Below are 14033 nucleotides of genomic sequence, written 5' to 3'. Positions count from 1 at the left end.
GGGAATGCGTTGCTGGCGATGGATTGCTGCGTGGTACGGGTGGAAGTCTCGGTTTGCGGGACGAAGACCACGGCCAGCGGATCGGCGGTGACAGCCGGCGCGGTGCCCTGGACGGTGATCGCCGGCGCGGGCGGAGGCGTCGTCGTGGCCGGGGCCGACGCAGCCGGGGCATCGCCACCGCCGCCGCCGCATGCGGCCAGTGCGAGGACCGCTGCTGCGGCGACTGCGGAGAACGCGAACTTGGTGCTGTTTTGCATTTTTCTTTTCCTATTGAGTTTCAGGGCTTTGGCGCATTTCTGTAGCGCTTGTACTTAGCTTACCGGCTTGGCCGGAATGTCAAGTCCGCGCGGCGTCCCGGCAAATAGGTGAACGCACAAAGACCCCAACCGAATCACATCGGCAGAATTTGGCTGATCTTGAGCCACCAGGGAGAGGGGTGGCGCAGGGGGGATTCCTTGCGCTGGAGCCTTGCAGCGTGACCCGGTGCTCCTGGACGTCGCGCGGATAGGTAGCGGGCGAGGCTTGCGGGAAAGGCGCAGTGGGGCGGAGGAAGGACGCCTTCCTTCGTTGGGGATTTTTCGCGCTGGCTATTCTTCGGCGGTTGCCTTCTGGAACTGCGCCGGGAATGCGTTGCTGGCGATGGATTGCTGGGTCGAGCGCGTCGAGGTCTCGGTTTGCGGGACGAAGACCACGGCCAGCGGATCGGCGGTGACAGCCGGCGCGGTGCCCTGGACGGTGATCGCCGGCGCGGGCGGAGGCGTCGTCGTGGCCGGGGCCGATGCTGCCGGGGCATCACCAGCACCTCCGCCGCATGCGGCCAATGCGAGGAGCGTTGCTGCCGAAATCGTGGAGAGAGTAAAGCGCAGGAATTGCATTTTCTTGGTTTACCTGCCGGAGTTTCTGCACTGCCGGATTGCAGTGCTTTTTTCCATCTTATTGAACTGATTTCGAAGCCTAGATTCCCCGAATCAACGGCCATGCGCGTTGAGCGCTGCCTTGATCTTCTTGTCGGTCTTGTACTGGCCGAGGGCATAGACAGACCAGATTGCCGCTGGCACCCAACCGATCAGCGTGAGTTGCAGGAGGAGGCAAATAATGCCGGCGAAGGGGCGGCCGATGGTGAAGAACTGGACCCAGGGCAGGAGGATGGCGAGCAGGAGGCGCATGTTGGTGTTTTGGACAGTATGACGGTATCAATCTGTGGGTTATAGAAACGGCAACCGGGGGTATAACGGCCGATCGAAAGCGAATTTCACCCCACGGAAGTTGGGGGGCGAAGTATCCAGGACCCGAACGTCACCCTCTCGTCGGGGGTCTAGGACTTATAGAGTGTGGTACCACAGTGATTACAGATGTGGTGCTGAGTTATCGATAGTAGGCTTTCCGAGCGCCAGAGGCGGATGCTCTGCGAGCGGCAGCGAAAGCAAGAGATCCCTCGACCCGTGGAACATTGGGGGTGGGCTTTCAAGTACTCGGATACGGTTGGAAGTCGTCTAAATCCGGTAAAGTAGTAGACGAGCAGGCCAAAATAAGAAATTGGGAAACTGCAAACCAGGCACCAGAGGATAGGATTGCGGCCATGCTTTACCGCAAGCTTAAACGCAATGACGGCAGGAATAAAATAAATGAAGAAAACCGTCGGGATGTACGACAACATAGGGAATATTTCCTTTATCCGTGAGTCGGTCGGATTATGGTAACCAGATTTATTGGATGCCTGTGGACCATTGAGTTAGCCGGATTATTAGCCTCGCAAGGGCTCGGGGCGGTGAGAACCAATGTTTCGTTTGATGCGATTCTCCGGGGCCTGCCAGGGAGACGCTTGCGATTCCGTGAAATTGGGGAGGAGTGTGCTCCCGTGTAAGACGGACATTGAACCGTGGTCGCCGGCGTGGGAGGTGCAGGTCCATTGGCGTTGTGGGCGTCGTCGTCGCCGATGCTGGCGCCGCATTGCGACCGCCGCCGCCCAGGGCCAGTGTAGGGACCGCTGCTGAGGCAACTTCGGAGAACGCGAACTTGGTGCTCTCTTGCATTTATCCTATTAGGCTTCAGTGCTTGGGCGTATTTCTGGCGCGCTTGTACTTAGCCTACCGGTGTGGCGCCGATGTCAAGACCGCGCGGCGTCCCGGCAAATAGGTGAACGCACAACGGCCCCAACCGAGTCACATCGGCAGAATTTGGCTGATCTTGAGCCACCAAGGAGTGGGGTGGCATGGTGGCGGGTTCTCTGATCGGATAGCGCGTGCGGGATTCGGGCATGCGATGCAGCCACCGCAAAAAGGACAAACAAAAAAACAGGGAGCAGCATGAGGATGCCATGCAACGGGAAGGCTTTGCGTCGGCAGGGATGGGCGATAGTGGTCAGCCTGGCTTTGGCGGGGTGTGGTGGTTCGGGTGACTCTGGTAGTTCGGTTCCACCCCCTAGCAGTTCGGCGCCACCGTCTGGTGGTTCGGCGCCTCCACCGGCTCCCGCTGTCCAGCTCGGTCTGGTGAACGCTTCGGTCACGGATGGCGCAACGGAAATGTCGCGCGCGGTGGCACCGAGCCTCACATTCTCGGAGGGACTGGATGTCGCCACGGCGACCGCGTCGAATGTGTCGCTCAATCATGCGAACGGCAGCGCGGCGACCTCGCAGGCGGTCGCGGGCACGCAGTTGAGCGTGACGCCGGCGCGGGCGCTGCTACCACTGACGCGCTATACGCTGAACATCGGAACCGGCCTGTCCAGTGCCTCCGGCCGGCAGCTGGCAGCGCCGATCACATTGAGCTTCACGACGGCCGACGGCAGTTGGAAGAGCTCACAACTGATCGAGACCAACAATGCGGGTGACGCAGTCGCTCCGCAAATCGCCAAGGACGGCAACGGCAACGCGCTGGCAGTCTGGTATCAATTCGACGGCGTGCGCACCAACATCTGGTCCAACCGTTACACGGCTGGCGCGGGTTGGGGAACGGCGCAATTGGTCGAGACCGACAATGCGGGTGACGCAGGTTATCCACAGGTTGTCATGGATGCCGCCGGCAACGCGCTGACGGTCTGGTATCAGTACGACGGTTTCCGCTACAACATTTGGTCCAACCGTTACACGGCGGGCGCTGGCTGGGGAACGGCGCAACTGATCGAGACTGACAATGCGGGGAGCGCAGCCTATCCGCAGATCGCCATGGATACGAACGGCAATGCGTTGGCGGTCTGGCAGCAATCCGACGGCCTCCACACCAACGTCGTGGCCAACCGCTACACGGTTGGCGCGGGCTGGGGTACGCCGCAATTGATCGAGACCGACAATACGGGAAATGCGGGCTATCCACAAATCGCCATCGATGCAAACGGCAATGCGTTGGCGGCCTGGCATCAGCACGATGGCACCCGCTACAACGCCTGGGCCAATCGCTACACGGCCGGCACAGGCTGGGGAACGGCTCAACTGATCGAGACCGACAATGCGGGAAGTGCGCTCTATCCGCGCCTCGTCACGGATGCCGCCGGCAATGCGCTGGCAGTCTGGTATCAATCCGATGGCGTGCGCACCAACGTCTGGTCCAATCGCTATGCGGCAGGTACGGGCTGGGGTACGCCGCAATTGATTGAAGCCGACAATGCGGGAGATGCGATCGCGCCCCAAATTGTCATGGATCGCAGCGGCAATGCGCTGGTGGTCTGGTATCAATCCGACGGTATCCGTTACAACATCCGTGCGAACCGCTACGCGGCCGGCAACTGGGGGCCGACGGCGGAATTCATCGAGACGGATAATGCGGGAGATGCCGCCTATCCGCAAATTGTCATGGATGCGAGCGGCAACGCGCTGGTGGTCTGGCAGCAGTCGGACGGCACTCGCGCCAACATCTGGTCCAACCGCTACGTTGCCGGCGCCGGTTGGGGAACAGCCAAACAGATCGAAACCGACAATGCAGGGGATGCGCTTAGCCCACAGATCGCCGTGGATGCCAGCGGCAATGCGATGGCTGTATGGCAGCAGTCCGACGGCCTGCGCAACAACATTCAGGCCGCAGCTTTCGATTGACTGCGGAGCGCCGAAGTACCCTCGGGGGCGACATCTTCGGCACGCAATCGGTTCAGGGCCGCAAGGTTTTGCTCGAAAGCGCTCGCGCTCATGCGGATCCTTAGTCGCGTTCGGGCGAGCGCGAACGGCCATCGCGAGCGGCACCGGGGTGGCCGACGTTGCGATGAGGCCCTTGGCTTGTTGATACGCTTTTGTCTCGAAGAGGAAGTCTGCAAGCGTCATGGCGCTGGCGTCTTGCTCTCACCCGCTGGTCTGAGTGCCGCCTGTTGGTCGCGTCTTTGGCCCGCGCCGGCCGGCCGCAGCCGGCGCCGCAGGGCTGTGCGGCCGCTGGCCAGCTCGCGAATGAACGTTTCGTACCGGCGCGCTAGCTGGTGATAGGCCTGTCCGTGCGTGGTGCTGCAGTGAGTGCGGTGTCCCGGTCGGGCGCGTGCCCGGCCTGCACCGGTGTGCGCGGTGCGGCCGCGACGGGGCGTCGGCATGCTCGGCGGCGGTGGCCGGTAGACTTGCCGACCGTGCTGGCGCCGGCGGCGCCGCCAACGCTGCCAGCCGTGGCAGGCCCGAACGGTGACTTCTGGCAGCGCGAGCGGGGAGGCGGTCCGGGGCACGCCGCTGCAATGGCCTCTACCAGTTGAATCCTCAGCCAGAAGCGGCCGTTTGAAATCGGCCCCGCATTGCGTGCAATCCGTCGTAGAAGTGTCTCTCCGGTGCCGCGGCTGCCATCGCACTGCCGTGATGCCATAAACGCAACAGCCTCCACGATTCCCGGGGCAGTTCACTTACCGACTGTCATCAAGTCTTCAGCATCGCAATTGTGGGCTCCGATGCCCCGTCATAACCTGGCTGCAAGGTGATCACCTGAAATGACGCTGGCGAACCGGACCAAGCAAGCAGGTGCGTAAGATTTTGCTCCGTTTCCTCGCCTTTGGACATCGATTGACGGTCGGAGATACGCTACGGCCCGGCTAGATTTCTATGCCGTCATCGGTGAGCGAGGCTGATTGTGTTCAACGACGCGGAAATCGTGGCTATACCTAATCGCTTGCATTCCATCGTGTGGATCGCTGGCAAACCAGCGCGCTGATAGGACGACCGCATTAATGCGCCTGTTGTACTCTCCCGTCAATTCACGCTGAATCCTAGATGCCAAGCTTTCGAGATCTTTCAGTTGCGCCCCATAGCCATCCGGGAACGGAACGCGTATCCAGATAACGCCAGGCCCCGATGGAGGTATTTGTCCCACCGCCGAATTGAACGAATTGATCGCCGATTGATACTTATCCGCTGGTATATCGCATCTGAAATCGAAGACCTTTGGGTTTTTCATCAGCAGCCCAGTATATAAGGTCACGCGCTGTTCGGCCATAAACTCGGAGGAATCACCGCCATAGTCGATTGGCGTATAGGCTTGTACCACATCCGGCTCGGCCAGATAGTGCAAGCGCACCCGATGCTTCCCTGCGAGCATGGAAGCCCCGATAGGCAACCTGTTTTCGGGCTCGGCAGTCGTCAATTGCCGGCCCATTTCCAACGCTAGTTCACAGATATCATCCAGTTCAGATTTTTGAGGATCTTTGGCAAATTGAATCGTCAGGCCCAGATTCTGCTTCGTGGGCCCCCATACTTTGTACAGCCGGTCCTTCACGTTATTGAAGAAGGCCTCGTTTTCGAGGTCCCTCGCGGTCATCTCGTCTTTGCGCTTGCACTCCGCCCAGAATCTGGAACCGTCTGGCTGCATTATCTCAAGATCGGGGGACCGCTCTTGATTGGCCTCAACAAATTGAACTTGCCAACCTAGATTGAGATAGAAGACGGCGACCTCGACCTCGAATGCTGCAGCAAGAAACTCGTCCGGTTTGATAAGGCGTTTAAGAATGTGAGCCATACCCGCACAGTCCTTCGCCTTGCTCAGATTGCTAAAAAAAGCAGCCAGCAGCAGCGTCGACTGACTCCCAGACAGCGCATGGTCCTCATCGGTCTTCGCCAATGCCTGCTGATATTCTCGATACCATAGCACAAGCGGGTGCTTTGCCTGCTGACGGACCCTATGCTTCCGATGGTTGCTTGCGCGCGCCATACGGCGTTCCTGCTCATCTTTTTTCAGCCTTCGATCCAACCATCCGGCGCCAAGCAGATTGATATTCTGATTTATCAACGCAATCAACGACATCCGATTTAGATCAATAGGCGAACCACTATCGCCACCCATTCTGACTCCCTGTCCCGAGATATTCCTGCACTCGCCCAGCGCACTGTAACAGCGTATCTTAACTGCACGCAATCAAAGATGGTAGGACCCAGGGCCGTATTCCAGATTTTCTCAGACCCATTTTACTGACAAGAACCGCTCACGATATTGCCCCGTGGAGCGTTCAATTGCGGGCGATGAATACGTGCTGGCAGTCGAGGCAACGGAAGTTTTTGAGGACCGTTTCGTCGATCGCTTCTGGGAAACGCGAAGGACCGATATGGATCGTCAGCAGCCCTCCGTGCCCGGCGCTCGTCCCCGTCTCAAGGTCGCATGCAGACCCAGTGTGTGGCAGCCTGCCAGGCGAGCTCGGGGCAGGGTCGGCTGCAGCGTGCAGGCAACAGGCGGCGCGAAGATTCTGGGCAGCCTGACTGGTGCCGTCGGCGCCCGCGCGCATCAACGCACTTCCGGCATCAAGGTTGGGTCGGCACATTCCGCCGACAACTGGTGGTGCTGACCCTGGGCGGTCAGCCGGCCGGTGGCGGCGTCGCCTCGGCTCCTGCCTCATTGCGAGACCGCATGCGGTCGCTGGCTGGTTTGCGCGGGGTTCTCCCGGGTGCGCATGCCGCCCGTTGGTGGGCCTGCCCGCGAGTGAGCACTACGTCAGCCTTGTGTGGTGCCGCAGTGCCGACGACCGCGAGGTCGGGCGCGTGTCTGGCCTGCACCGGCGTGCAGGCAACTGGCGGCCCAGCAGTCCCGCTCAGCCTGACTGGGGCCGCCGGCGCCCGCGCCTGCCAGCACACTTCCCAACCTTGAAGTTGGCCCGGCGTGGTGCCGGCAACTGGTGGTGGTCCCAGCGTAGATCGGCCACTGGCTGGCGCCGGCGGCGCTGCAAGGCCACTTCCGTGGCTCTGGACTCGCGGTGTCGCTGCAAGCGCGGGACGGCCAGCTCGTGCACGCTCGGCGCTGGTGGCCAGTCCCGGCGCACGAGGCGACGCCGCCGGCGTCGGCGGGCAGCCTGTGGCTGGACCGGCCACAGAATTCTGAGCAGCGCGAGCGGGAGGGGGGCGGCCACGCCGCTACAATGGCAGCGACCAGAGCGGTCATTACTGACTCAAGGCCAGATTGTGGTCAATCTGCGTTAGATGTGCACTTCAGCCTGGATGCTGCGAGCACCTTGAGGCATTTTTTCTCCGACCCTGGCACTCAGGCAGGCGTTGACAATATGCCGATCATCGGGGTATCCGAGCTGCTACCGCGGGCCCGGGTTGTTCCAAACGGGGTGTCTGCGACAACCCTATCGAAGGCTTTTGACCTTTAGGTTGTAGAGGGCCCATGCTATTTCTTGCCCCTTCTCCTTTTCCCCTTGGGCGAATGCCCGGAACATCTCGGTCAGCTTTTTGTCGATATCTTCAATGCGCTGGGTATCCCGCTTCAACTGTGGTCGTAGCTCGGACCATAGCGACTTTAAGTCCGCCATGTTGCTTTCGTAGGTTACGTATCCCCATTCGGGATACCCATCGGGAGCCGTGACGGCCCCCGAGAGAGCGGCGGCAAAGTCGGCTAGCTTCTCGTTCAATGAAGACATATTGCTCGCGCTCGGACCTTATGGATGGATGAGCTACATTGTCGCAGAACCTCGCCTCAGGCTCGCGGATCAGGCCACAGCCGCCGCCGTGGCCAACGGCATAGCGGCGTCTACCACCGCTGCGGCCCGGTGGCACCTGGGCTTCCGGATTCGGCCAGAAGCGGTCGTATCAGTTCTGAACTCGATTGTGTGCAATCGTCGTAAAAAGTACACTTTCGTCCGCGCGCGTCAGCGGAGCGTTGGGCAGGTACCGGGGACGAGGCACCCGCGACATCCTGATTTTCTGCTGCGCTACTTGGTTACCGCCACGCCGTAGATTCAACGATCAAACATGACAAGCGAAAACCCTGAATGGCCGTTTGACAGTCCGCCGAATGTAGCCTGCTTGACCGTTCAGTCCATCGTGGACGGTACCAAGCCTATCCTCCTCGTGACAAGAGACCAAGACGACGGTATGTGGCAGTTTCTTACCGGGGATGTCGTGAATACGGCAGAGGCAATCGCGGTTTCGCTTAAAGACATGGTTCTACGGGATTCCACCTTACTGCATCTCGCCGATGTTGAACTTGGATGGATGGCATGGCGAGATGATCGCGATGCGCCCTGGGGGCGTCGGGTCATAGAAGATCAAACCAACTAGTGAGATCGCGGGCGACACACGACCAGGCGGAGCCATTCAGGTATCGATGGATGAAGTGTGTCGCGTCATAAAAATGACCGGCGCAGTTCCAACTGAATTCTGACCACGTTTCGCTAGCAAGCGGGCGCTTTAACAGTCGTTGAGAAATCTTGTGTGCGATCTCGCTCAGCACTATACGTCTCGCGGCTTACGTAACCTAAAGTCGCTCGCCATAGGCCACCTGTCGGAGGTCGCGACTAGGAGATTGTAGTACTGCGCTAAACTGCGCAGCAACTCGTTTCGAAAGAGATTTCCCGATCGAACCATGGAATACGAAGACGCTCAGCGAACGTGGCAGGAATACCACCAGCGCAAAAAGGTGGAGAGGGTAGAGGAAGCAACTGTTATTTGGGAACGCGTGCGCCAGATCGATGGCGTGGAAAGCGTCGATTTCACGCTCGATTTTCTCATGTTCGGTGCATCGAAGGAGACCGTAGATCCGCTAGCGATGCAATTGTCGGAATCATATGCAGTGGACGTTTCCCAAGACTCCGCATCGGCCTACTGGTTTGTTCGCGCCACGACAAAGCCGTACGCAATCAAACTTATCGACGGGCAGTTGATAGCCTGGGCGGAGTTTATTGCGGATGTCGCACAGTCCCACGGCTGTGTATTCTCAACGTGGAAACTTGAGGCTCCGGCGCTCAGCCTGAGTCTGTCCAACGAAGACATTGAAAGTTCATCGTAGCGAAGGCCGGTGGATCGACGTCTCCCTCCTCGTTCGCCCTTCCTGAACGGCCGCTTACTAGAAACCTGATTGCCTGCTAAGGGTCGTCAACTGCCCTCCGTGTCCGGCGCTCGATCCCGTCTCGAGGTCGCATGCAGACCCAGTCTGTGGCAGCTTGCCTGGCGAGCTCGGGGCAGGGCCGGCTCCAGCGTGGAGGCGCAACTGGTGGCGCGAAGATCCTCGCCAGCCTGACCGGTGCCGCCGGCGCCCGCGCGCATCAACGCACTCCCTGCATCGAGGTTGGGTAGCTGACGGTGTTGGTCCTGGGCGGTCAGTTGGCCGGTGCTGGCGTCGCCTCGGCTCGGGCTGCATGGGGGCCCAGCATGTGGGTGCGCTGGCGTCTTGCTCTCTCCCGCTGGTCTGCGTGCCGGCAGTTGGTCGCGCCGCTGGCCCTCCCCGGCCGGCCGCGGCCGGCGCCGCAGGGCTGTGCGGCCGTTGGCCAGCTCGCGAATGAACGTTTCGTACCGGGGCGCTGGCAGGTGGTGGGTCTGTCCGTGCGTGCTGCTGCTGTGCTGCGGTATCTGGGTCGGTCCCGCAGTTGGCCCGCGCCCGCGTGCTGGCGACTCTGTAGCTTCAGGCCGGGTCGGCCGGCGCCGGTGGCGCCTGCGCGCGTCATCATCGTGCCAGCCTCCGGGTGGGCTCGGGGCACTGCCGGCGATCGGCGGTGGTGCTGGCCCAGATTGGCCGCCGGCCGGCGCCGGCGGCACTGCAAGGCACTACCGGGGCTTTGGTCACGCGGTGCTCCAACCGGGCCGAATGGGTACTGCGTTTGTGTTCCCACAACCAGCTGGTGTTGGTGATTGAGTACACCATCCGGCCGCCTGCGCGGCGCTGTCGCGTTGCGCCTGCGCGAAGTGCGGCGGGCCGTGCGCGGAAGACAGCCAAGGTTCGGGTTGGGGCGCGAGCCTCACGGTCGTGCAGGAACGGTTGGTGACGCCGAAAGTGCCCAAAAAGCAAAAAGGGCGTCCAAGCACCCTCTTGCATTGGATACCCGAATCTCAGCGTTTGACGGCTTTCAATTGGCGTTTGAACGCCTTCAGGTCCGCGACAGCGAACAGTTGGCTGCGGCCAATCTCGCTGCTAGCGATCAGCTTCTTAGCCTGAACGTAACGTCGGAACGTTGCCATTGAGACTTCAAGGTACTCAGCGGCCTCGGCAGCCGTAAATTCGTCGTCGGCAAGGTGGCCAAAGACCTCGTCGTGGCTTAGGTTCTCATTGGAGAACGCTTGTTGCCCCACCAGCGCGAAGAATTTGACGCGCTCCTGGGCAGGCATCTTGCCGAGGGTCTCCATCAGTTCTACTGCAGTCATGGTGTTCTTCATTTCCTCTCTGCCTTCAAGTACAGCTTGAGCTGCGCGTAGAAATTCTCGTGCGAGCCCACTTGGTAAAAATCAATCATCAACAACTCAACATCGACTCCTTCGGCCCGTTGCTCTGGTGTCGGCGGTCGATAGGCGATCAAGTATTCCTGGCTCCGGAACTTAAACTTGTGAACCCAGATCCCGGCCAGGTCGCCCACCTTTGACTCCCCGATATCCGGGTTGCCACAAATGACCTCTACTTCATCCTCGATGGCCACTTGAAGTGGCTTATGCGCCTTCTTGACAAACTGACCGAAAGGCTTCTTGTAGCTTGGTGTCATGATCTATTGTTGGATCAGATATGATTCTATATCGTATCAGGGGTGTTTTCAATGTCCAAGTGGCTACTTGGCCGGGTTCCGGCGTCGGTTTTCGGAGAGTGCTTCGGAGTTGACGTCTTCGACATTCACGAATCTGTCATCGCAAGACGTGCTGGCGAGCAGGGGCGAAGCAGCGACGAACCACCATACTATCGCGATAAGTGCTTCATGTGATACTCGGCGGTCGATTGGGACAATGTTGTCGGCCTCACGGTATCCCACCAGGCGTGCGACCGGCAGCAGTTGTTTTTGCCGGTGCGGGCGACCTTGGGGACGACGGTCAGGGGATCGGCAGGCGGTGGCAGTTCCGGTGCGAGCGGCGCGCAGGCTTGTGAGCGCGATGCCAGCCTAGCGCGGCGCTGAGGTGCCGGCGGCGCCCAGGTCAGGCGTGTGCCCGGCCTGCACCGGCGTGCGCGGTGCGGCCGCGACGGGGCATCGACTGGTTCGCGCATGCTCGGCGGCGGTGGCCGGTTGCCTTGTCGACCATTCTGGCGTCGGCGGCGCTGCCGACGCTGCCAGCAACGGCAGCCCGGAACGGTGACGTCTGAGCAGTGTGGGCGAGGAGAGTGGCCGTGCACGTCACCGCTACAATGGCCGCAGCCATTTGCAGACATTCGACAGTCTGTGGAGAATCGCCTACGGCGCGCGAGAAAATAATTCGAAAGAGATTTGGGGAAAGACGGATGACAGTGTTACGGGGCTATCTTCACGATGTCTGGCTCTGTCCGGACGACTTCGGCAACCGCCTTCCCGCATGTATCCCTCATGGACCTGACGGCGACGCGGCGCGTTCGTTGAACGAGCCGGGGAGTGAATGGGTCTGGACGTTCTGGGCATCATCACATGCTGATGCGATGAGTATTTACTATTCCTTTGTCGGTTATGGGAAGTATTTGCCGAGCGTTGAAGACCTTCTTCCCTACTCACAAGCCATGTGTGAGCGGCAAGCCGAATATTTGACGCAGCATCCCTGTTCGGATCAACCATGCCATCGTGCTTAGGTGCGATCGCATCGATCCTCCTGCTGCCGGACCCTCCTCAATGTGCAACGCTGAAACGTGCGTCAGCTAGCCATCGGTTGTCCGCTAAGGGTCGTCAGCCACCCTCCGTGGCCGGGGCTCGTCCCCTCCTCGAGGTCTCATGCAGACCCAGTGTGTGGCAGCCTGCCAGGTGCGTGCGGGTAATCGGCGGCGTCGAAGATCCCTGCCAGGCCAGCCTGGCCGGCGCCGGCCGCGTTCTGCCTGCGCCAGCGCAGCACGGGCAGCCATTGGCACGGACGCTTCACAGCGGGTCCGGCAGGGCATCAGGCAACCCCTTGAGCACCGCCCGCTGATAGACGTGGTCTGGTGCCATGGCGAGGCGCCCACCGTCCCACTCGCGGCGCAGTTCCTGCATCAGCTCCGGTGCCATGCTGGGGCCATGCGCGCGCAGCGTGTCGGCCATCGCATCGCTGATCCGTTGCAGTATCTCCACTGGCTTGGCCACGCCGCAGACGTTGCGGCCGAACTCGATGAGCGACTTGCGATTTGGATAGCGCTTGCTCTTGGCGAGCTTGAGCGCCAGCTCACGGTCGGCCAGCTCCACCCCGTGGCGATTCTGATACCGATAGACGGTCGTCGTGACCACATCGAAGAGCGGCGAAAGCTTGGGCGGCGCGCTGTGCGGATCCTCATACAGCAGCCCGAAATTCTTCAGATGCGCGTCACCGTTGCGCACCAGCACAGAGAGCGCCAGATACTCGAAAAATCGCCGGCAACTGTCCGGCGCATGGGTTCCGCAGTAGGCATTGATGACCGTGGCGATCTGCTCGTAGGCCCCGAGGTACTTGTCGTCGTTGCTGCGGTTCATCAGCACGGCCATGTCTTCGAAGCCGAGCTGCTGGCCACCAACCAGGTCGAACCGCGCCATCACGAACAGCTTGCCGGACTGCGAGAGCCAGAAATCGGGCACGGTCAGGCCGGCCCGCCGTGCCGCCTCCATGCACAGGAATTCATTCTGCGCCAGATGCGGATAGTCCTCGCCACTGGCCTTCACGATCAGATCCGGCACGATCATCGTGGCGCGCTCGGCCAGCGGCGTGTTGAGCTTATCGGCATCCGGGATCATCACCTTGGGCTGAAAGCCGCTGATGCCCGATTGCAGATAGGTGTCGACGAGGTAGTCGAACAGGTCGGCCGAGCCCTCGTTCTCCAAGAGCGCGGTCAGGCCTACGCCCGCACCCAAGCGCTGGCGCTCATGGCCGGGTACTGTATAGCGCAGCCGGCCGATCTGGTTGGCCCCGGTCAGCGCCAGCAGGCGCATGTCGTCGAGCTGCACGAGCTTGCCGAAGCGATGGCGGATCCGATCGAGCAGATAGCCCTCCGGGCGGTTCATCGCGAACAAGGGATGCAGCACGCTGCTTGCGTAGCTCTCGACCCGGATCGGCATGCCCAGCGAGACCTCGCACGGGCGCTTCGTCGTCGTATAGTTGAAGACGAAGCGCGATTCCTTGTCCAGCGTACCGACGGCCCCCTGCGGCGTAGTGACCAGCAAGCGCTTCAGTTTGTCATTCATGATCGTCGAGCATGGATTGCAGCGCCTCGGCGGTCGGGCGCGCATCGGTGATCGCGACGCCCTTGCCGAGATAGGTCAGGGCACTAAACATCACGTGCAGGCCGACGTTGCCGCCTTGTTCTAGCTCCGCAATGGTCTGGCGCCGCACCTTGAGCGCCGCGGCTAGTTCGGTCTGGCTCCGACCAAGCGCCTTCCGCGTATCACGGATGAGCCGGCCCAGGTCTTGAGCGGTATAGGCAGTCTTCACGATGTTCGATATATCGTACTTATTGCAGATGAGTATAGTACATAGTCTGTTTTATCGAACATTTATCTTGACGTGCGGCGCCGCCCTCCGCCTGCGAACGCCCACGCCCTGGCTGCACGGTCTTTGATCCTGATCGAACGGAGAGCGCGACAAACCTCGCCCTTCAGCGCGGGGAAGGCATTCCAGAAAATCGAGTTGCGCCAGCCCCAACAGTCACATTACGATGACCCGGGTCGGACGATTTTCCCGAAGCCACCAGATAGCTACCAGGTACCTGTCAGATATCCATCCGACGCAAGGCGCAGATCACTGCGCCACACAGGCCGGCCCGGCGACGCACCCACG

Annotated in this window: 12 protein-coding genes and 1 pseudogene; 4 read left to right on the top strand and 9 right to left on the bottom strand. The window is 60.7% G+C overall.

Going from position 1 to position 14033, the window contains the following annotated elements; all coding sequences use genetic code 11:
* From K206_RS40105 to K206_RS0133955, 3 genes and pseudogenes are all read right to left on the bottom strand, one after another.
* Window positions 1-257, bottom strand: a pseudogene (locus K206_RS40105) (hypothetical protein); the annotation flags it as partial.
* Window positions 258-587: 330 nt separating this feature from the next.
* Window positions 588-875, bottom strand: coding sequence for a hypothetical protein (locus K206_RS42215; protein ID WP_155888390.1), 288 nt, complete (start codon window positions 873-875; stop codon window positions 588-590).
* A gap of 93 nt (window positions 876-968) precedes the next feature.
* The gene (locus tag K206_RS0133955; protein ID WP_020206741.1) at window positions 969-1166 is read right to left on the bottom strand and encodes a YqaE/Pmp3 family membrane protein; all 198 of its coding nucleotides are present in this window, start codon (window positions 1164-1166) and stop codon (window positions 969-971) included.
* A 1323-nt stretch (window positions 1167-2489) separates the two neighbouring features.
* Here K206_RS0133955 and K206_RS0133950 point away from each other — a divergent pair.
* Window positions 2490-4028, top strand: coding sequence for an Ig-like domain-containing protein (locus K206_RS0133950; protein ID WP_196812960.1), 1539 nt, complete (start codon window positions 2490-2492; stop codon window positions 4026-4028).
* Window positions 4029-4998: 970 nt separating this feature from the next.
* Here the strand turns inward: K206_RS0133950 and K206_RS43385 are convergent.
* Complete coding sequence (locus K206_RS43385) at window positions 4999-6234, bottom strand: hypothetical protein (RefSeq protein ID WP_155888389.1); 1236 nt, start codon at window positions 6232-6234, stop codon at window positions 4999-5001.
* Between the two features lie 154 nt (window positions 6235-6388).
* Here K206_RS43385 and K206_RS43380 point away from each other — a divergent pair, with 154 nt between their 5' ends.
* Window positions 6389-6730 (top strand): hypothetical protein, encoded by a 342-nt coding sequence (locus K206_RS43380; protein ID WP_155888388.1) that lies wholly within the window; start codon window positions 6389-6391, stop codon window positions 6728-6730.
* Window positions 6731-7510: 780 nt separating this feature from the next.
* On the opposite strand, the gene K206_RS44015 is transcribed toward K206_RS43380, so the two are convergent.
* Window positions 7511-7792: a hypothetical protein gene (locus tag K206_RS44015; protein WP_196812959.1), complete on the bottom strand. Its 282-nt coding sequence runs from the start codon at window positions 7790-7792 to the stop codon at window positions 7511-7513.
* A 340-nt stretch (window positions 7793-8132) separates the two neighbouring features.
* Between K206_RS44015 and K206_RS42205 the strand changes: the two genes are divergently transcribed.
* Both K206_RS42205 and K206_RS0133945 read left to right on the top strand, forming a co-directional pair.
* Entirely contained in the window at window positions 8133-8441 is a 309-nt protein-coding gene (locus K206_RS42205) for a hypothetical protein (protein WP_081651605.1), read from the top strand.
* Between the two features lie 304 nt (window positions 8442-8745).
* Window positions 8746-9168 carry a hypothetical protein gene (locus K206_RS0133945; RefSeq protein ID WP_020206739.1) on the top strand — a complete coding sequence of 141 codons (423 nt, stop codon included), beginning with the start codon at window positions 8746-8748 and terminating at the stop codon, window positions 9166-9168.
* A 1037-nt stretch (window positions 9169-10205) separates the two neighbouring features.
* Here the strand turns inward: K206_RS0133945 and K206_RS0133940 are convergent.
* The 4 genes from K206_RS0133940 to K206_RS0133925 form a co-directional block, all read right to left on the bottom strand.
* Window positions 10206-10529 (bottom strand): helix-turn-helix domain-containing protein, encoded by a 324-nt coding sequence (locus K206_RS0133940; protein ID WP_020206738.1) that lies wholly within the window; start codon window positions 10527-10529, stop codon window positions 10206-10208.
* Entirely contained in the window at window positions 10526-10849 is a 324-nt protein-coding gene (locus K206_RS0133935) for a type II toxin-antitoxin system RelE/ParE family toxin (RefSeq protein WP_029044401.1), read from the bottom strand. The genes K206_RS0133940 and K206_RS0133935 overlap by 4 nt, the downstream gene beginning before the upstream one ends.
* A gap of 1320 nt (window positions 10850-12169) precedes the next feature.
* Entirely contained in the window at window positions 12170-13441 is a 1272-nt protein-coding gene (locus tag K206_RS0133930) for a type II toxin-antitoxin system HipA family toxin (protein ID WP_020206736.1), read from the bottom strand.
* Window positions 13434-13688, bottom strand: coding sequence for a helix-turn-helix transcriptional regulator (locus tag K206_RS0133925; RefSeq protein WP_020206735.1), 255 nt, complete (start codon window positions 13686-13688; stop codon window positions 13434-13436). The genes K206_RS0133930 and K206_RS0133925 overlap by 8 nt, the downstream gene beginning before the upstream one ends.
* Window positions 13689-14033 lie beyond the last annotated feature (345 nt).

The organism is Cupriavidus sp. WS (assembly GCF_000395345.1).
GTDB lineage: Bacteria > Pseudomonadota > Gammaproteobacteria > Burkholderiales > Burkholderiaceae > Cupriavidus > Cupriavidus basilensis_B.
Note: the sequence above shows the minus strand (reverse complement) of the source record. Positions and strands in the feature narration are given on the sequence as shown.